The sequence below is a fragment of the Hymenobacter sp. IS2118 genome (genome assembly GCF_000715495.1).
Lineage (GTDB): Bacteria > Bacteroidota > Bacteroidia > Cytophagales > Hymenobacteraceae > Hymenobacter.
The window spans coordinates 36,747-54,492 of record NZ_JNLX01000150.1 but is presented as its reverse complement, the minus strand read 5'-3'; the positions used below and the strand labels follow the sequence as shown (position 1 = coordinate 54,492).

Below are 17,746 nucleotides of genomic sequence, written 5' to 3'. Positions count from 1 at the left end.
CCGGGCGGTGTGCATACTCAGCGACTTGCTGAAGGAACAAGATTTTCGCACGAGCACCCCACAGCGCTGGCGTAGCGAACAGTTGATGGCTTCGACAATACTTGTTCCGCCGCTGCCCTTGGGGCAGCGGCGATGGTGCCAGCGGGGCAACACCTCCACGTAGGCCTCCCACAGGTCGGTAAAATACCAGCAATGGCGGTGGTAGCGCGGAGGCAGAGCCAACCACAAGCGCCGGGCCGTGGCCGCGTCCCGTCGGCCCAGCACCCAGGCCACGATGCGCCGGCTGGCCCGTTCGACGGCCAACCACAGCCAGACTTTGCGCTTCTTGCGGCCCACGAAGGTCCACATTTCATCCAGCTCCAGCGCTTCCCACTCCTTTTTCTGGTCCTTTTTGGGGCGCAAGCGCGGGAGCGCCGGCGAAGCCGCTTGCGCTTTTTTTTATCCGGCTGGCAATCGTCACCCGCGAGATACCCGTCACGCGGGCAATGCTGCGCTGCGAGTTGCGCTCGCCCAGCAACTCGTCCACCTGCGCATACTGCAGCGCTTTGGCCACGGCGGCGGGGGTAAAACGGGCTTGATGCCCGCAGCCTTTGCACTGGTATTTGGCATGGCCCCCAGCGCTGCCGTTACGGCGAATATGTTCACTGCCGCAAGCAGCGCAGAAATGTTGCGTAAAAACCATCCCTAAAATTAATCATTTCACCTTAGATTAGACCACCGCCAAAAATTGTTAGGATTTTCAAAGAAAAGCACGTCGTAGGAACAGCGCAAATCGGGAATATGCATGAATTTGCGAAGTTAGAAGTGAATATTGCTCAAGAAGGGTCTTTTTTTATAACGAGTGATAATCCCCTGGCAACAGAAGATTATACAACTAAACTTGAAAACCCACTAGCGAGATCTTCTGAATTTACATTCCCATTAGATAATAGACATATGCTAAGAATATTGCATGACAATACTATTGAGCCGTATAGTATTAAAAGACAGGTAATACCTAATGGAAGTATACATATTCTGAACTCAGTAATTTATAAGCAAAGTTCAAGATTTTTGTTTGGCCCTAAAAAGCTGTTTGATGAATATTTTGAATTGGATAAGTCCCTTGATGAAGCGTCGAGCAAACTAATAATGGACCTTTTGGAGCAAATAGTGACAGATATAAAACCAGATAAAAATAATATTGAAGCACATAATATGCTTAGTAAATTCTACGCTAAGCATAAATCGCACGGTAATATAACTCATGAAGAGAAGCAGTCAATGATGCGAAAAATGATGGAATTAGCCATAGAATTTCGCAATAAGAAACTTTATTAACTTTATGTCCCTCCCCATCTCCCGCCGCGCGTATGCCGACATGTACGGCCCCACCACCGGCGACCGGGTGCGCCTCGGCGATACCGACCTGCTGATTCAGGTCGAAAAAGACTACTGCGTGTACGGCGAGGAATGCAAGTTCGGCGGCGGCAAGGTGCTGCGCGACGGCATGGGCCAGGCCGCCGGCATCGGCCCGGCCGACGCGCTGGACCTCGTGATTACCAACGCGCTGGTGCTCGACTACACCGGCATTTACAAGGCCGACATCGGCATCAAGGGCGGGCGCATTGTGGGCATCGGCAAGGCCGGCAACCCGCACATCATGCCCGGCGTGTCGCCCGGCATGGTGGTGGGCGTCACCACCGAAGTCATTGCCGGCGAAGGCCAGCTGCTCACGGCCGGCGGCATCGACTGCCACATCCATTTCATCAGCCCCCAGCAGATTCCGGAGGCGCTGGCCTCGGGCGTCACCACCATGATTGGGGGCGGCACCGGGCCGGCGGCGGGCACCAACGCCACCACCTGCACGCCCGGCGCGTTCTACCTCGAAACCATGCTGAAGGCCACCGAAGCCTACCCGCTCAACTTCGGATTCCTGCGCAAGGGCAACGCCAGCAAGCCCGAGGGCCTGCGCGAACAGGCCGAGGCCGGGGCGCTGGGCTTCAAGCTGCACGAGGACTGGGGCACCACCCCGGCCGCCATCGACCAGTGCCTGACCATTGCCGAAGAGTACGACGTGCAGGTCTGCATCCACACCGATACGCTGAACGAGTCCGGCTTCGTGGAAACGAGCACGGCCGCCTTCAAGGGCCGCACCATCCACTCCTACCACACCGAGGGCGCGGGGGGCGGCCACGCGCCCGACATCATCAAAATCTGCGGCGAGCCGAACGTCATTCCCTCGTCCACGAACCCCACGCGGCCCTTCACGGTGAACACCATCGACGAGCACCTCGACATGCTCATGGTCTGCCACCACCTCGACCGCAACATCCCCGAGGACGTGGCCTTCGCCGAAAGCCGCATCCGGGGCGAAACCATCGCCGCCGAAGACATCCTGCACGACCTGGGCGCGCTCAGCATCATCTCCTCCGATTCGCAGGCCATGGGCCGGGTGGGCGAGGTCATCACCCGCACCTGGCAAACGGCCCACAAAATGAAGCAGCAGCGCGGCTCCCTGCCCGAAGACGCCGCCAGTACCGCCGACAACTTCCGGGTGCGCCGCTACGTGGCCAAGTACACCATTAACCCGGCCCGCGCCCACGGCATCTCGCACGAAGTCGGCTCCGTCGAAATCGGCAAGCTGGCCGATTTGGTGCTCTGGAAACCCGCCTTTTTCGGCTCGCGGCCGGAGATGATTATTAAGGGCGGCATCATCGCCCAATCGCAAATGGGCGACGCCAACGCCTCCATTCCCACGCCGCAGCCGTCGTTTTCGCGCCCCATGTTCGGGGCGCTGGGCGGGGCCATCGGCAAGAGTTCGATGGTGTTCGTGTCAGGCGCTTCGGTTGAAAAAGTGCGGGCTAATTACGGCCTGACCAAGCAGGTAGTGGCCGTGAAAAACTGCCGCAACATCGGCAAAAAGGACATGGCCCTGAACGACTACCTCCCCAATATTTCCGTCGACCCCGAGACGTACCGCGTGATGGTAGACGGCGTGCACCTGACCTGCGAGCCGGCGGAGGTGCTGCCGCTGGCGCAGCTGTATAATTTGTTTTGAGGCGTTCACCCCACCCCCGGCCCCTCCCCTCCGGGAGAGGGGAGCCTTTCGGCACAAGAGTTGGCTGGCTCCCCTCTCCCGGAGGGGAGGGGCCGGGGGTGGGGTCCCACATGCACTTCGCCCGCCTCCTGCACCTCGTCGATTCGGCCATTCCCACCGGCTCGTTCGCCTATTCCTACGGGCTGGAAAGCAGCATCAGCCTCGGCCTCATCCGCGACGATGCCGGGCTGCGGAATTACCTGTATGCCTACCTGCAACAGGCCGCCAGCCTCGAAATCCCCTTCCTCAATTCCTGCTTTCACCCCAACACTAACCGGGCCGAAATGGCGGCCGAATACGATGCCCAGCTGCTGGTGCCCGCCTTGCATCGGGCCAGCGCCGTGCAGGGCCGCACCTGGCTGAAGCTACTGGCTGATTTTTACCCCGAAGCCAGCACAGAGCAGGTCGGAAATTGGTTTGAGGACCAGCAGTTGCCGCCGCATTTCACACTTGTATTTGCAATGGCTTTGCAGCGGGCGGGCTACCCGCTGGCCGACGTGCAAACCATGTACCTGCACATGCTGCTGCGCGACCAACTCAGCGCCGCCATCCGACTCGGGTTTCTGGGGCCGCTGGCGGGGCACCGTCTGCAACACGATTTTTACGCCGTGTTCGAGCACCTGCTGGCGGGGCAGGAGGGGAGGGGTTTCGGCGAAGCCCACCGCTCGGCCTTTATGCTCGATGTGGCGCAGGTGCTGCACGAGGATATGTATTCGCGGCTGTTTCAGAATTAGAATAGCGCTGGTAGAACGGTCATGCTGAGCTTGTCGAAGCATCTCTACCGCTTCGTTGAATGTATTGAGTTACTTGCACGGTAGAGATGCTTCGACAAGCTCAGCATGACGTGTAACATTAACCACTAACCGCTAATCATTAACCACTATCCAAAATGGCTTTCGTCGAAAAACTCGCCCTGCTCCTCCACGGCCACCAGCACGAAGCCTACGAATCGCCCGGCGACTTCAACGAGCGCGAAACCCGGCGCTTGCCTTCCTACCGCAACTTCCGCAAGCGGGCATTTACGGTGGGCATTGGCGGGCCGGTGGGCACGGGCAAAACGGCGCTGCTCAAGGCCCTGTGCGAGCGCCTGCGCCACGAGTTAGAATTGGGCGTAGTCACCAACGACATCTTCACCCGCGAAGACGCCGAATTCCTTATCCGCAACAGCGCGTTAGATGAAAACCGGATTGTGGGCGTCGAAACCGGCGGCTGCCCGCACGCCGCCATTCGCGAGGATATTTCCCTGAACATGGACGCGCTGGAAGGGCTCATGCAGCGCTTCGACTTCAAGCTGGATTTTTTGTTCGTGGAAAGTGGCGGCGATAACCTGGCCGCCCACTTCAGCCGCGAGCTGGTCGACTACTCCATCTACGTCATCGACGTATCGGGCGGGGATAAAATCCCGCGCAAAGGCGGCCCCGGCATCACGCAGTCGGACTTGCTTATCATCAACAAAATCGACCTGAAAGATTTGATAAAGGCCGACCTCGGCGTGATGGAGCGCGACTCGAAACGGATGCGCGGCGACGGCCCGTTCCTGTTTGCGCGGGCCACGGATGGATTTGGGCTGGAGGAAATTATTGGTCACATCAAAGCCGCCAAGGCGCGGGCGCTGGCCGCCGTGCGCGAGGACCGGCGGTAGCCGCACAAGCCAGGGGCTATTGCTCCCGAATCAGCCGGTAGAGCTGCTCGCGGTAGGTTTCGCTCACCGGAATCTCCTTGTCCTGAATGTAAATCGTGTTGCCATCGACCATCCGAATCTTGTCCAGCGACACGATGAAGGACTTATGCACCCGCAGAAACGGCGGCTGCGGCAGCGTTTCGGCCAGCTCCCGCAGGGTTTGGTACGTCACCACGCGCTGCGTGGGCAGCTGAATGGACACGTAATTACTCAGGCCTTCAATGTAGAGAATATCGGCGTGGTTGACGCGTAGAAACTTGTTTTTGCTCTCGCCCTTTACGAACATGTGGCCGGCTGCGGGCGCTGCTACGGCCGCAACGGGCGCGGCCACGGCCACCGGCGCCGCCATTGGCGCCGCCATTGGCGCGGGCGCTGTCGGGCCGGGCAGTAGCGCCAGCGCCTTTTGCGCCGCTTTGAAAAACCGCTCGAAGGAAACTGGTTTGAGCAGGTAGTCCACCACGTCGTTTTCGTAGCCTTCGAGGGCGTATTCGGGGTAGGCGGTGGTGAGGATGACCCGGCACTTATTGCCGGCCAGCTTGAGGAATTGCAGGCCGGTGAGCTTGGGCATCTGAATGTCCAGAAACACCAAATCGACCTGGCCCTGCTGCACCATCGTCAGGGCCTCAATGGGGTTGGTGGTGGTGCCCACCAGCGTGAGGAAGGGCAGTTGCCCGATGTAATCGGCCAGGATAAGCAGGGCCGGGGCTTCATCATCGACGGCGAGGCAGCGAATCATAGAGTTGTTTTTTGGAGGAGCAAAGTACGGCGGGCGGTCCCGGCGCAAGGCGAGGCGCACGAACATTACCCAACCAACCGCAATGACGTGCGAAACTGCCCGTCCCGCTCCGTCACTTGCAGCGTGTGGCGCTCCGGGTACAGCAGTTCCAGGCGCCGGCGCAGGTTGGGCAGGCCGATGCCGGTGGTGGCATCCTTGTTGGTGTCGCTGCGGTGGTTCTCGACTTCAAACTGTACTTGTTCGCCTTCGATGCTGAGGCGAATGTGAACCGGATTTTCGGGTTCGTCGAGCACGCCGTGCTTGATGGCGTTTTCGACGAAGGGAATGAGGACGAGCGGGGCCACGCGACGGCCGGCGGGCTCGCCGGTCACGCGAAAATCGACGTGGAAGCTGTCGGGGAAGCGCAGGCGGTAGAGGGCGAGGTAGTTATGCAGATACTCAATTTCCTGTTCCAAATCCACCTGGCCATCGGGGGTGTCGTGCAGCATGTAGCGCATCAGCTCCGAGAGTTTCAGGATGGCATTGGCCACGGGCTTGGCCACCGGGTAGGCCATGCTGAAGAGCATGTTGAGCGTGTTGTAGAGGAAGTGCGGGTTGATTTGGGTTTTGAGGAAGGCCACTTCGGCGGCGCGCTTTTCTTCGCGCAGCTGGCGGTTTTCGCGCTCGCGACGCACGGCCGCGCTACCGGCCCACAGCGCCGCGCTCACCACAATCATGGGGCTGCCGAAAAACATGTTATCGAAGATGTAATAGGTCACCGTCGTGTCGGGCGAGTAGTTATGGAAGCCCAGCACGGCCGGATAAATCACTTCCTCAATCAGTGCCCGCGCCCCGATGTAGAGGGCCAGCACGCCCAGTAGCGCGGCGGCCAGCTGCGGGGCGCGGCCCGAGCGCAACAAACGCGGATACACCACCAGAAAGCACAGGTAAAACTCGCAGATGCGAATGAACAGCACCGACGCCGTGAGCCAGTAGCTGATGCGCGGGTGCGCTCCAGGGTGCAGAAATACGCCCAGAAACTCGTAGCCGCCATACAGCAGCCAGCCCAGCACGTGCCAGCGAAGAGCGGATTTGGTGAGCAGATTGGCCATAGGAATGTGAAGAGTAATTGCAGGGCCAAAACTACCGCCCTCCGCCAGCGCCCGCACCTTTTTTATGCGAAAGCCCGGTTTTGGAATGCGAAACCGGAAAACGCCCGAAACGGGCAGTAGCAGCGGATTTTGGGGCGTTGGAATAATGTTTTTGACCCCGGAAATGGCCCGGCGCACCTTTGAGCCATCAATCCGCCAACGCCCTTTGCTATGAACACCTTTTCCTGCTTCCGCCGCCTTTTTGTTCTGCTGCTGCTGGCTCTGTCGGCCTTTTCGCAGCGGGCCACCGCCCAAACTACTGCCACCGGCACCGTGCTCGACCGCGCCGGCCAGCCGCTGGCCTTCGCCACCGCCGTGCTCGTGCAACTGCCCGATTCGGCCATTGCCGACTCCCAAACCACCACCGAGCAGGGCGGCTACATATTCAGCAGCATCAAGCCCGGCCGCTACTGCGTGAAGGCCCTGCTGCTGAGCTACCGCAGCGCCCGCAGTGCAGCTTTTGTGGTGGCCGATGCGCCGGTTTCGGTGCCGGCCCTGCGCCTGGCGACCGCTGCCACCGCCCTGAAGGAAGTGACCGTAACCGGCACCACGCCCATGCTGGAGCAGCACGCCGACCGCACCATCGTGAACGTGGACCGCCTGAATACGGCCGGCGAAACCGCCCTCGACATCCTCAAGAAAGCCCCCGGCGTGACCCTCGACAAGGACGACAACGTGGTGTACCGCGGCAGCGCCGGCGTAACGGTGATGATTGATAATAAGCTCACCTACATGAGCGGCGCGGCCCTGAGCAGCTACCTGAAATCGTTGCCCGCCTCGGCCATCAGCCAGATTGAGCTGATGCCCAACCCGCCCGCCTCTATGGATGCCGCTGGTACGGCCGGGGTGCTCAACATCAAGCTGAAGCGCAGCCAGCTGGCGGGCCTGAGTGGTACCTACAACCTGGGACTCGGCCAGGGCCGCTACGAGAAAAGCTGGGCCGGCACCAACCTGAGCTATAACGTGGGCAAAGTGCGCCTTTTTGCCCGCCTCGATGCCGGCCGCTACAATTCCTTCAACCGCCTCACCATGATTCGCAGCATCCGCGACAGCCTCTTCAACCAGGAAAACGTGTGGCGGCCCCTCACCTATGCCGGCACCTACACCACCGGCGCCGATGTGGCCCTCACCGCCCGGCAAAGCCTGGGCGTGCAGCTGCGCGGCGGCTTCGACCAAACCGATGCCCTGAGCACCAGCAACTCCGTGACCACCGACCGGGCCGGCAACCCCGGCGCCCGCCGCCAGATGCTAAACCCCCAAAGCAGCAACGGCAACAACCAGGCCCTGAACCTGTACTACCGCTTCGCCCTCGACAGCACCGGCCGCGAGCTGAGTGCCGCCGCCGACTACGTGCATTACCGCAGCGCCAAAGACCAAAGCTTTAATAACGTGGTGTTTGCGGCCGGTGCTGAGCAGGGCCGCCCGGCCGAGCAGCTGCGCAGCAATGCCTCGTCGGAAACCACCATCCGGGCCGCCAAAATCGACTACGTGCATCCCTTCGTTGGTACCAAATGGCGGGCCGAAACCGGGGCCAAAACCAGCTGGGTTACCTCGCGCAGCGCCATTCAGTTCGATAAGATGCAGGCCGGCGGCTGGGCGCTCGACGGTCTGCGCACCAACCAGTTTGCCTACAACGAGCACATCACCGCCGGCTACCTGAGCGTGAACACCAGCTACGGCGCCCTGGAGCTGAAAGCCGGCCTGCGCGGCGAGCTGACTCAAACCACCGGTACGCCGGCCGTGGGCCCGGTCGTCGCCCGCAACTATTTCCAGCTGTTTCCCAGCGCCTTCGCCAGCTACAAACTCGATGAAAGCAACCAGATAAGCGCCTCGGTGAGCCGCCGCATTACCCGCCCCGCCTACCAGAACCTCAACCCTTTTCTCAACTACACCGACTTCTATACCGCCCATCAGGGCAACCCCTTTCTGGCCCCCTCGCTCTCGCAGTCGCTGGTGCTGAACTACCTGCATAAGGACTTCCAGGTGCTGAGCCTGAGCTACCTGCACGAAACCAACTCGGTGAACGAAGTAATCAGCCAGAACGACGACACCAACGTTTCGACCAGCGCCCCGCAGAACCTGGCCCAAACCAGCACCCTCACGCTAAGCTCGGGCGGCCACACCGACATTAAAAAGTGGTGGGGCGTCGATAACCAGCTGAGCGGCAGCTACACGCAGGTCAGTACCACCATTCAGGACCAGCCCGTACGCCTGGCCCGCTACAGCTGGGAGGCCAGCTCCGAACACACTTTCATCCTGCCCCGCAGCTACAAGCTGCTGGTAGGTGGCGGCTACAACTCGCCCGCCGTGCAAGGGTTGTTCCACACCAAAGCCAGCGGGGCCGTGAACCTGGGCCTGAAAAAGCAAATCTGGGCCGAGCGCGCTACCCTTAGCCTGCGCGTGGCCGACGTGTTCAACACCAACCGTTTCCGCAGCACCCTCAACTACGCCAACGTGAATCAGACCTGGAACAACCAGTGGGAAAGCCGCCGCGTGACGCTCACCTTTTCCAGCAAAATCGGCAGCGGCAAAACCCAGGCCCGCCGCGCCGCCGCCAGTGCCGATGAGGAAGGCCGGGTGGGCAATTAGCCGGGGGTACGTTTACCTCGGCCCTTCCCTCAATACTTTCGCGCCAACGGATTAAACCCCAATACCTCTTCTGCTGCTAATGCCGCCAGCAGCGCGTCGCACAGCGGCTGCAGCGCCATGCGGCTTGGTGCGGCGGCTCGCAGCACCCAAACATTCGCCCGCGCCCGCACCACCGAAACCGCGTATGGTTGGCTGTTGATGCTGAAATGCGGTTCTGTGCTGCCGGGTAGCTGCTGCCGCGCCAGCATTTCGCCCAGAAAAGTAAACCGCGCATCGTCGGGGCTGCCCACCAGGAAAACCGAGAAGAAGCTCTGATACGCCGCGAAGTTGGCTGGCGCGGTGGCTATGTTTTCCGCTGGCGCAAAGGCAAACCGGTCCAGCACCAGCAGCCGGCCCGCCACCCGCACCCGCAATTCGGAATGCAACGAGGTGAAGGCGAATCGCTCGCCCTGGTCCATGCGGCCGGAGTGCAACCAATCGACCAGCAGCAGGAGGGAAGACGGCTGCAAGTGCCACTCCTGCACCTGCCGGTAACGGCTTTCGGCCTGCGGCACCACCGGGTCGGGAAACACCACGGCCAGTGCGTCATCGGCCAGCTCGCCCACGGTGCGCTGCTCGGCCACGGCCCCATCAATGGAGCGGAAGACCCGGGTGCTGGCCTGGGTGCTGAGCACGAGCTGCGCGCCGGCCCGCACCGCTACCCGCAACCGGATAACGTCGCCCGCCACCAGGCCGCCGCCGTAGCTGCTCAGCACTACGTGTACGGCGCTGCCGGGCGAGGCCGGTTGCAGCAGCTTCAGCGGCTGGATGTTTTTGCAGGCCACCAGCCGCGAGCGGCCGCGCACCTGCGCCACTTCCAGCATGCTCCATTCCGTCGATGCGTTCATGCGGGCCGAGGAGTGAGTTGAGGGTATGAAGTTGTCGGGGCCAGAAAACGGCCTGCTAAGTACGGGGCTGGCCTTGGCAAACCAATACTGGCGGTTATGCAGCCGTGGGGCAGCGGGTAGCATCGACGCCCCCACCCGGCACCAGCAAGCAATAGGGGCGGGGTGTGGGGCGTTTTGAAGTCGCGCGTGGGCTGTACTTTAGGGCCTTCCCGCAGTTGGCTTATGCAGAACTATTACCGCATTCTGGGCGTGGGCCCCCTGGCCACGGCTGTTCAGATTGAGCAGGCGTATGCGCGGCAGCGGGCCCGCCTCAAGCGCCTCGCGGCCACCGACCGCGCCATGAAAGCCCGGCTGGCCGAAGTAGAAACCGGGTTTGATATTCTCGGCAACCCCCGCCGGCGTATGGCCTACGACTTGCTGCTGGCCCAGCAGCCCGAAGGCGACACGCCCGCCGCCCGGCCCGACGACCGGCTGGTTGGCTACGCCCGCGTGGGTCGCCGCCTCAACGCGGCCCTGCTGCTCGGCTGCCTGGTGCTGGCCCTCGACTGGGCCTTGCCCCAGCGCGAGTTTGCTGGCGAAACCGTGCGTTCCCGTACGCCGGTGGCCGTGTCCTCGGCGCTCTCCGACCCGCAGATTGCCTACCGGGTGCATACCGCGCACGCCACTTTCCGGCTGCCCAGCAGCATTGGGCACCGGGTGCGCGAAAACCAGCAAATCACGGTTTGGAAGACGCCCTTGCTTGGCGTGGTGCAATTCGTTAGCTCGCCGGATTCGCCAGATGGTTCGGCGCCATTTCGGCCCCACGGCGGCGGCATCTACGGCGCGTTTGCGCTGCTGCCGCTGCTGCTGGGCCTGGTGGCGGGCGTGGGCGTGTGGCCCGGCCGCGCGCCCGAAACCGTAGTAAATACCGCCGCCGTAAGCGGGCTGTTGGCGGTGCTGGTGCTGGTAGTTTTGCTCTGGTTTTAGCAGCCGGAAGCAAACATTGCCGCTCGTTTGGAGTAGTGTTGTCCGGTGATAGCTGCCGCCGGCCGCACGGATTGGTTTCGGCCGGGTTAGCAGTTGTTCAAAAGTAAACGGGTTGTTGGTTGTTAGTCAGATGATTGCCTTAGTGCCAACAGCTAATGACTGATAACTTAACGTCCTCTTTTTGATTTTATGGATTTGACTTCCCCCCTTTCCGAAGACTTGCTGTTTGATGCCGCCCGCCGCGGCGATGTAGCCACCTTGCGCGAGCTGCTGGCCACCGGCCTCGACGTGAACATGACCAACGAAAAAGGCTTTTCGGCCCTGGTACTGGCCGCTTACGAAAACCACCTCGATGCCACCAAATTCCTGCTCGAAGCTGGTGCCGTCCCCAACGGGCAGGACCTGAGCGGCAACACCGCCCTGATGGGTGTCGGCTTCAAAGGCTACCCCGAAATGGCCCGCCTCCTCATCCAACACGGCGCCAGCCTCGACCATCAAAACGCTACTGGCAGCACCGCCCTCATGTTTGCCGCCATGTTTGGGCGCAACAACCTCGTGCAGCTCCTGCTCGAAGCCGGCGCCGACCGCACCATTGCCGATGCCCGCGGCTTCACGGCCGGCGGCCTGGCGTTGCAGAAGGGCAACGAGGAAGCCCTCGCCCTGCTCTCATAACGCAAGGCGCTGCGCTGCCCGGCGCCCGTGGCAGGTCTGGCAGCCGGCTTTTTTAGTGCCTTCGGTTACTTCCGCAGCCAGGCATCGGCCTCGGCATCGGTGGCAAAAAACGCGTAGCTCAACTGCCCTTTCAGTCCGGTGCCCACGGCGCGGGCGGCCAGCCGGCTAAGTGGTGCGGCCGCCTCCACGATGGCGCAGCGGCCGTAGCCCACCTCGGTCACCGCCCGCGGAATCCAGCTTTCTACCAGCCATTCCTGCACGTCGGGCGGCATGGGTGGGCGTTGGTTGTGCACCGACATCAGGGCCGTGCTGCGGTGGTGGTGCAGGGCGCGAAGCACGTGCTCGTAAATGGCGCGCAGCTCAGTAGCCGAAGCTGCCACCGGCTGCCAATCGAGCCGCACGTAACCTGCCGGCGCGTAGGAAATAACAGCAGCTGCGTTGCTAAAATAATGTACGGTTGGAATCACAAAGCGAAGATAGGCTAACGACCCGCGCCCAGCCTGCCGTCCGCTTAGCGGCTTACTTTGCCGTATGCGCAGCATCTCGTTCAACCCGGCCATGCTGGCGGCCGTGCAAGCCGGCCGCAAAACCGTAACCCGCCGCCGCCTGCCCGCCGACTCCCCCATGCAGCAGGAGCCGGACCGGTACCGGTTTGTCGGCCTCGGCGCGCAGGGGACAGCGCTATTTGAAGACCGGCAAACGACCCAGCCCACGCGGCTGCCCCCGGTACCGCTGCCCTTCGGCGCGGCCGGCGAACTGCTACGGGTGCAAGAAGCCCCATCGCTCGTGCTGCAAATCGTTGGCGTGCAGGCCGAGCAGGTGCGCTGCCTCAGTGAGGCCGACGCTATGGCCGAAGGTATCCGCGCCCGGCTGGCGGCCGGCCCGCCGCAATGGGGCGGCGTAGAGCCCCACGCCACCCAAGCCGATGCTTTTTGCTGGTACAGCAGCCCCATCGCCGCCTTTCGGGGCCTGCTCGATTCCATCTATCCCAGCGCCTGGGCGCGCAACGAGTGGGTGTGGGTAATTGAGTTCGCGCGCCGGTAGCCGCTGGTTAAATCACGCCAGCCACACGGCCACCAGCGCCAGCAGGGCCGGCACCGTTTGCACCAGCAGGATGCGCCCGCCAGCCGTGGCCGCGCCATACGCGCCCGCCACCGCCACGCAGCCCAGGAAAAAGCTGGCCACGTTGCGGTGCCAGGCCGGGTCCGATATCAGCAGCGCCCAAATCAGCCCGGCCGCCAGAAACCCGTTGTACAGCCCCTGATTAGCCGCCAGCACCTTGGTTGGCTCAAATAGCTCGGGCCGTAGCGAACGGAAGGTTCTCGGCCCGCGCGTGGTCCAGGCAAACATCTCCAGCCACAAGATATACCGATGAATAAGGGCCACAAGGGCAATGAGGACTTGGGCGAGCAGGTGCATAACGGCGAAGGGAAGCTGGAGCGTCCAACTTACTTAATTGATGGCGGTGCGGGCTGCTAGGGCTGCGGCAGGCACGCAAAAGGCCCGCCGGGTGGGGCGGGCCTGGGGTTGCGAGATGGTTTTTAGCGGCATGAGGCAGGGAAATGGATAGAACCATCTGTTTACAAAAATCCTAGGCTCGTTAATGCAACCGAGAAATCAGCTTTGAACTGCTGATAAGAGGGCAATGCATTTAGGCGTACGGCAGAAATGCTGTCGGACAGCAGAGCATATAAATCCCCCAAGTCGATTCGGTCACGTTTGCGGCTTAAATGGGCTTGCGACTCGCGGATAAATTCTTCTAGAAACTCCTTTGGCCGAGCTTTGCGCTCTGCTCCTGCGGCAGTAGGTAAGTGAAGCTGGGCTGCTGATAGTGGCGTGTCAGTTGCTCTTAACAGTGCGTCAGGGTCTGCCAGCATCCAAGCCTCTGTCATGTGGACGGGAATGAGCGGAACAATTAGTTGGCAAACGCTGGCGACTGGCTCTTTAGCAACCAATTCTTTGCCTGGTAGAATGCGCTCATCCAAGGCCGGGACAGGGGTGTCATGGTCCGCATCGGCATGGATAATCAGACAATGATATCCTCGTGCATCCCGAGACAGTTGCAAAATCATTGCGGCGGCACTTCCTTTTTCACGGGGCAGTGGAATGGGGTCCAATACTTCTGCTTCCCCTTTCGCTTGAGGAGATGATAGTTATTCCGTCGCCGTCCGTTTGATGATTTCGCTCAGGAACCGGATATCGGTCGGGCCCTCCGGGCTGAAAGCAATAACAAGCTGCTTCATGCCTGCTGAATTGTGGTAAGCTGTTCGATGGCCTTTTCTACATCCTCAGATTGTAGATAATTAATGGCTTCCTGTAAGGTATACCGGCTGATACTGCCGCCATCGAAGTCAAGAGCTTGTTGTCGAGAAAAAGAAATAGGTAACATTACCGTGTGTAAACTAGGCAACGTGTTGGGAGCAGTACGCGGAACAAGCGAAGCAAAAAGTGCCGTAAATGGTGTTTCCTGTTCAATCGCTACCAGTGCTGCCAGCAGGCCGGGTGAATGGGTATTTACCAGCAACTGCCGAAGGACAGGTTCGCTAGGGTCGCTAAAGTCCGTCGCTAAGTCGCGTAGCAACTCTATCATATTGTGTAGCCGATAGGGATGAATACCGTTTTCAGGCTCTTCGAAGCACAATACGCCTTCATATCGGTCATCATATTTAAAGGCACATAGGGCAATGAGACGCAGGGTGCCTTCAGACAACACCCGGGAGCTAAACTTGCGGCCGTCGCTCATGGTCGCATAAAGCACATGTTGTTGTTTGGGTTCGTCTCGCTCTAATTCCAGTTGTCGGATACTGGGTAATAATCGATGGACTTCTCTTGAAAGGCGGTGCAGTAATCCATGGTCGTCGGCCATCATTCGGGCTAGGGCAGCAGGCAGGTTAGCGCCATCAGCAGCTACTATGCCTTTGCCATTCGATTGGAAGGAGCTAGGTTTGCGCAATTCAACAGGATTAAGCTGAAGAAAGCGCCAGTTCAACATTTCTTGCTTGGCCGCGAAGACATGCGGAAAATCTGTTTTTGTGACGCTACTAAGTACTGTCTGTTCGAGTTCGAGCGCGGGGCTAGGCCGTCCGCCACGCGTACCATCCTGCCGCATGTAAATTTCTTGCTGTGGTTTCAGTGCGGCACCATTCAGCGTAGTATCGGAGTCCCGTGTATTGATAAAAGGGGTAGCTCCCCCATGGGTGGAAGGGCGCCATACATCGGCTCCGCCACGTGGCGTGTTGTCTTTGAACCACTCGTCTGTAGCTTTTGCGATTGGCACAAGGCGTTCGTAGGCGACTGTTAGGCGGTCAAATCCACGACTATCAGTTAATCGCTGAATCTGCACTTCATAGCGAAGTCGGGTATATTTTAGAGTTGCTTGACCGCCAAATTTGTCTTGCACTTGCTTATTGAGTAATAACTCAACTGCAAAACGCATCTCAGTCGCATAGGTACCATCTGGTCGTAAAGTAAAAAGCTCTCGTGCTTCCCCTCTTTGAACATCAAAAGCAGATTGTAAATCAGTATCGGCAATAGAACCCAGCAATTGAATAGCATCGAATAGATTGCTTTTACCACTGCCGTTAGTGCCCGCGATAACTGTAAAAGGCATAAAGTCGATGCTAAACCCAGTGAAGGTTTTAAAGCCTGATATTTCGAGTCTAGAAATCATGTTTAAAAATAGATTTTGTTAAACATCAACGGTTGTCTACTTTCGTAAACATACTGCTCTAAATAATTACTCCCCCAGCTTCGCCAGAATCTCCAGTGCCGCGGTGGCGATGACTGTGCCCGGCCCGAACACGCCGGCCACGCCGGCATCGTAGAGAAACTGGTAGTCCTGGGCCGGAATTACGCCGCCGGCGATGACCAGAATGTCTTCGCGGTCGAGCTGCTTTAGCTCCGTGAGCAGCTGGGGGAGTAGGGTTTTGTGGCCGGCGGCCAGGCTGCTCACGCCCACCACGTGCACGTCGTTGTCGGCGGCTTGGCGGGCTACTTCGGCGGGGGTTTGGAAGAGGGGGGCGATGTCCACATCGAAGCCCACGTCGGCGAAGCTGGTGGCGATGATTTTAGCGCCCCGGTCGTGGCCGTCCTGGCCCATTTTGGCCACCAGCATGCGGGGGCGGCGGCCTTCGCGGGCAGCAAAAGCCTCGGCTGCCGCCCGGGCTTCTTCAAAGGCTTCGTTGTGGCTCATTTCCTGCGAGTAAACGCCCGATACGGTGCGCGTGGTGGCCTGGTGCCGGCCAAACTGCGCTTCGAGTGCATCGGAGATTTCGCCGAGCGTGGCGCGGGCGCGGGCGGCGGTTACGGCCAGAGCGAGTAAGTTTTGAGGGCTGAGGGTTGAGGGTTGAGTTTCGTTTTCGCTGGGATTCAGGTCTTCGATGCGGATGCCGGCGGCTTCGGTGAGGGCGGCCAGGGCTACTTTCACGGCCACGTTGTCGCGGCTGGCGCGGATGCTTTTTAGCCGGGCAATCTGACTTTCGCGCACCGCGTCGTTGTCGATGTCCAGTACTTCGACCTCGGTTTTTTCGGTGGTCTGGTACTTGTTTACACCCACGATGATTTCCCGGCCACCATCGATGCGGGCCTGTTTGCGGGCAGCGGCTTCCTCGATGCGCAGCTTGGGCAGGCCGGTTTCAATGGCTTTGGCCATGCCGCCCAATTCTTCCACTTCCTGCATGAGGGCCCAGGCCTTGTCGGCCAGCTTGTGGGTGAGGGATTCCACGTAGTAGGAGCCGCCCCAAGGGTCCACTACTTTGGTCACGTCGGTTTCGTGCTGAAGGTAGAGCTGGGTGTTGCGGGCAATGCGGGCCGAGAAGTCGGTGGGTAGCGCAATGGCCTCATCCAGGGCGTTGGTGTGCAGGCTTTGGGTGCCGCCGAGCACGGCCGCCAGCGCCTCAATGGCGGTGCGGGCCACGTTGTTGTAAGGGTCCTGCTCGGTAAGCGAGTAGCCCGAGGTCTGGCAGTGCGTGCGCAGCGACAGGCTTTTGGGGTTGGTGGGGTTGAACTGTTTGATGAGCTTGGCCCAAAGCAGCCGCCCGGCCCGCAGCTTGGCAATTTCCATGAAATGGTTCATGCCCACGGCCCAAAAGAAGCTCAGGCGCGGCGCAAACTCGTCAATCTTCATGCCCGCCGCCAACCCGGCGCGCACGTATTCCAAGCCGTCGGCCAGGGTGTAGGCCAGCTCCAAATCGGCCGTGGCGCCGGCTTCCTGCATGTGGTAGCCCGAGATGGAAATCGAGTTGAACTTGGGCATGAGCGCCGCCGTGTAGCTGAAAATGTCGGCGATGATGCGCATGCTCGGCGCGGGCGGATAGATGTAAGTGTTCCGCACCATAAACTCCTTCAGAATATCGTTCTGAATGGTGCCCGCCAGCTTTTCGGGACCAACGCCCTGCTCCTCAGCCGCCACGATGTAGAATGCCAGAATGGGCAGCACGGCCCCGTTCATGGTCATGCTCACCGACATCTCATCGAGCGGAATCTGGTCGAACAGAATTTTCATGTCCTCTACCGAGTCGATGGCCACACCGGCCTTGCCCACGTCACCCTGCACGCGCGGATGGTCCGAATCGTAGCCCCGGTGGGTGGCCAAGTCGAAGGCCACGCTCAGCCCTTTCTGCCCGCCGGCCAGGTTGCGGCGGTAAAAAGCATTGCTGGCTTCGGCCGTCGAAAAGCCCGCGTATTGCCGAATGGTCCACGGATTCTGCACGTACATACTGGCGTAGGGCCCGCGCAAATACGGCGCCTGCCCCGCGCCAAAGCCCAGGTGGTCGAGCCCGGCCACATCGTCGGCCGTGTACACCGGCTTGAGGGCAATGCCTTCGGGCGTGGGCGTAGCGGCCGTTTCCGGCGCGGCAGCGGCGGGCACCACGGCCGCGTTGTAAGAAATGGTGGAAAAATCAGGCTTCATATAGTTGTTGTCAGTTGGGAATTGTCGGTTGTCTGCTGCTAAATGCCGGCAAAGTCAGAATCCCTGACAACCGACAATTCCCAACTGACAACCAG

Annotated in this window: 18 protein-coding genes; 8 read left to right on the top strand and 10 right to left on the bottom strand. The window is 60.3% G+C overall.

Annotated features, from left to right (window positions below; genetic code table 11):
• Both GM79_RS15685 and GM79_RS24970 read right to left on the bottom strand, forming a co-directional pair.
• Positions 1 to 402, bottom strand: a 402-nt coding sequence (locus GM79_RS15685; protein ID WP_152559932.1) for an IS1 family transposase, incomplete at its 3' end; no start/stop codon positions are given.
• Positions 350 to 553 (bottom strand): hypothetical protein, encoded by a 204-nt coding sequence (locus GM79_RS24970; protein WP_152559931.1) that lies wholly within the window; start codon positions 551 to 553, stop codon positions 350 to 352. The genes GM79_RS24970 and GM79_RS15685, both read right to left, overlap by 53 nt.
• A gap of 227 nt (positions 554 to 780) precedes the next feature.
• Here GM79_RS24970 and GM79_RS23850 point away from each other — a divergent pair, with 227 nt between their 5' ends.
• The 4 genes from GM79_RS23850 to ureG all read left to right on the top strand — a co-directional run bounded on the left by GM79_RS23850 (position 781) and on the right by ureG (position 4,721).
• Complete coding sequence (locus GM79_RS23850) at positions 781 to 1,320, top strand: DUF4238 domain-containing protein (RefSeq protein WP_072008634.1); 540 nt, start codon at positions 781 to 783, stop codon at positions 1,318 to 1,320.
• Between the two features lie 4 nt (positions 1,321 to 1,324).
• Positions 1,325 to 3,040, top strand: coding sequence for an urease subunit alpha (gene ureC, locus GM79_RS15675; RefSeq protein ID WP_035565665.1), 1,716 nt, complete (start codon positions 1,325 to 1,327; stop codon positions 3,038 to 3,040).
• A gap of 110 nt (positions 3,041 to 3,150) precedes the next feature.
• The gene (locus tag GM79_RS15670) at positions 3,151 to 3,813 is read left to right on the top strand and encodes an urease accessory protein UreF (protein ID WP_035565663.1); all 663 of its coding nucleotides are present in this window, start codon (positions 3,151 to 3,153) and stop codon (positions 3,811 to 3,813) included.
• 155 nt (positions 3,814 to 3,968) lie between these two features.
• Entirely contained in the window at positions 3,969 to 4,721 is a 753-nt protein-coding gene (gene ureG / locus GM79_RS15665; protein ID WP_035565661.1) for an urease accessory protein UreG, read from the top strand.
• 16 nt (positions 4,722 to 4,737) lie between these two features.
• Here ureG and GM79_RS15660 read toward each other — a convergent pair whose 3' ends face one another.
• Both GM79_RS15660 and GM79_RS23240 read right to left on the bottom strand, forming a co-directional pair.
• Positions 4,738 to 5,496 (bottom strand): LytR/AlgR family response regulator transcription factor, encoded by a 759-nt coding sequence (locus tag GM79_RS15660; protein ID WP_035565686.1) that lies wholly within the window; start codon positions 5,494 to 5,496, stop codon positions 4,738 to 4,740.
• A 65-nt stretch (positions 5,497 to 5,561) separates the two neighbouring features.
• Positions 5,562 to 6,587, bottom strand: a complete 1,026-nt coding sequence (locus GM79_RS23240; protein ID WP_152560027.1) for a sensor histidine kinase — start codon at positions 6,585 to 6,587, stop codon at positions 5,562 to 5,564.
• Positions 6,588 to 6,797: 210 nt separating this feature from the next.
• On the opposite strand from GM79_RS23240, the gene GM79_RS15650 reads away from it, so the two are divergent.
• Positions 6,798 to 9,215: an outer membrane beta-barrel family protein gene (locus GM79_RS15650; RefSeq protein ID WP_035565659.1), complete on the top strand. Its 2,418-nt coding sequence runs from the start codon at positions 6,798 to 6,800 to the stop codon at positions 9,213 to 9,215.
• 29 nt (positions 9,216 to 9,244) lie between these two features.
• On the opposite strand, the gene GM79_RS15645 is transcribed toward GM79_RS15650, so the two are convergent.
• The gene (locus tag GM79_RS15645) at positions 9,245 to 10,102 is read right to left on the bottom strand and encodes an urease accessory protein UreD (protein ID WP_051718958.1); all 858 of its coding nucleotides are present in this window, start codon (positions 10,100 to 10,102) and stop codon (positions 9,245 to 9,247) included.
• 222 nt (positions 10,103 to 10,324) lie between these two features.
• On the opposite strand from GM79_RS15645, the gene GM79_RS15640 reads away from it, so the two are divergent.
• Both GM79_RS15640 and GM79_RS15635 read left to right on the top strand, forming a co-directional pair.
• Complete coding sequence (locus GM79_RS15640; protein WP_035565657.1) at positions 10,325 to 11,068, top strand: J domain-containing protein; 744 nt, start codon at positions 10,325 to 10,327, stop codon at positions 11,066 to 11,068.
• A 189-nt stretch (positions 11,069 to 11,257) separates the two neighbouring features.
• Positions 11,258 to 11,740 carry an ankyrin repeat domain-containing protein gene (locus GM79_RS15635; RefSeq protein ID WP_035565655.1) on the top strand — a complete coding sequence of 161 codons (483 nt, stop codon included), beginning with the start codon at positions 11,258 to 11,260 and terminating at the stop codon, positions 11,738 to 11,740.
• A gap of 65 nt (positions 11,741 to 11,805) precedes the next feature.
• Here GM79_RS15635 and GM79_RS15630 read toward each other — a convergent pair whose 3' ends face one another.
• Positions 11,806 to 12,207, bottom strand: coding sequence for a hypothetical protein (locus tag GM79_RS15630; RefSeq protein ID WP_152560026.1), 402 nt, complete (start codon positions 12,205 to 12,207; stop codon positions 11,806 to 11,808).
• Positions 12,208 to 12,271: 64 nt separating this feature from the next.
• Between GM79_RS15630 and GM79_RS23235 the strand changes: the two genes are divergently transcribed.
• Positions 12,272 to 12,784 carry a hypothetical protein gene (locus GM79_RS23235; protein WP_051718957.1) on the top strand — a complete coding sequence of 171 codons (513 nt, stop codon included), beginning with the start codon at positions 12,272 to 12,274 and terminating at the stop codon, positions 12,782 to 12,784.
• 12 nt (positions 12,785 to 12,796) lie between these two features.
• Here the strand turns inward: GM79_RS23235 and GM79_RS15620 are convergent, their stop codons facing one another.
• The 4 genes from GM79_RS15620 to scpA form a co-directional block, all read right to left on the bottom strand.
• On the bottom strand, positions 12,797 to 13,159 hold the full coding sequence (locus GM79_RS15620; protein ID WP_035565651.1) for a DUF1304 domain-containing protein: 363 nt from the start codon (positions 13,157 to 13,159) through the stop codon (positions 12,797 to 12,799).
• Between the two features lie 161 nt (positions 13,160 to 13,320).
• Complete coding sequence (locus GM79_RS24965; RefSeq protein ID WP_235184079.1) at positions 13,321 to 13,725, bottom strand: DUF4276 family protein; 405 nt, start codon at positions 13,723 to 13,725, stop codon at positions 13,321 to 13,323.
• Positions 13,726 to 13,979: 254 nt separating this feature from the next.
• The gene (locus GM79_RS23840) at positions 13,980 to 15,410 is read right to left on the bottom strand and encodes an AAA family ATPase (RefSeq protein WP_035565649.1); all 1,431 of its coding nucleotides are present in this window, start codon (positions 15,408 to 15,410) and stop codon (positions 13,980 to 13,982) included.
• Between the two features lie 66 nt (positions 15,411 to 15,476).
• Complete coding sequence (gene scpA / locus GM79_RS15610; protein ID WP_035565647.1) at positions 15,477 to 17,651, bottom strand: methylmalonyl-CoA mutase; 2,175 nt, start codon at positions 17,649 to 17,651, stop codon at positions 15,477 to 15,479.
• Between the last annotated feature and the right edge of the window lie 95 nt (positions 17,652 to 17,746).

Coding starts and splice junctions, on each gene's coding strand:
- GM79_RS23850 (WP_072008634.1), top strand. CDS start 781: ATGCATGAATTTGCGAAGTTAGAAGTGAATATTGCTCAAGAAGGGTCT.
- GM79_RS15650 (WP_035565659.1), top strand. CDS start 6,798: ATGAACACCTTTTCCTGCTTCCGCCGCCTTTTTGTTCTGCTGCTGCTG.
- GM79_RS15670 (WP_035565663.1), top strand. CDS start 3,151: ATGCACTTCGCCCGCCTCCTGCACCTCGTCGATTCGGCCATTCCCACC.
- ureG (WP_035565661.1), top strand. CDS start 3,969: ATGGCTTTCGTCGAAAAACTCGCCCTGCTCCTCCACGGCCACCAGCAC.
- GM79_RS15620 (WP_035565651.1), bottom strand. CDS start 13,159: ATGCACCTGCTCGCCCAAGTCCTCATTGCCCTTGTGGCCCTTATTCAT.
- scpA (WP_035565647.1), bottom strand. CDS start 17,651: ATGAAGCCTGATTTTTCCACCATTTCTTACAACGCGGCCGTGGTGCCC.
- ureC (WP_035565665.1), top strand. CDS start 1,325: ATGTCCCTCCCCATCTCCCGCCGCGCGTATGCCGACATGTACGGCCCC.
- GM79_RS15645 (WP_051718958.1), bottom strand. CDS start 10,102: ATGAACGCATCGACGGAATGGAGCATGCTGGAAGTGGCGCAGGTGCGC.
- GM79_RS15640 (WP_035565657.1), top strand. CDS start 10,325: ATGCAGAACTATTACCGCATTCTGGGCGTGGGCCCCCTGGCCACGGCT.
- GM79_RS15635 (WP_035565655.1), top strand. CDS start 11,258: ATGGATTTGACTTCCCCCCTTTCCGAAGACTTGCTGTTTGATGCCGCC.
- GM79_RS15660 (WP_035565686.1), bottom strand. CDS start 5,496: ATGATTCGCTGCCTCGCCGTCGATGATGAAGCCCCGGCCCTGCTTATC.
- GM79_RS23840 (WP_035565649.1), bottom strand. CDS start 15,410: ATGATTTCTAGACTCGAAATATCAGGCTTTAAAACCTTCACTGGGTTT.
- GM79_RS23240 (WP_152560027.1), bottom strand. CDS start 6,587: ATGGCCAATCTGCTCACCAAATCCGCTCTTCGCTGGCACGTGCTGGGC.
- GM79_RS23235 (WP_051718957.1), top strand. CDS start 12,272: ATGCGCAGCATCTCGTTCAACCCGGCCATGCTGGCGGCCGTGCAAGCC.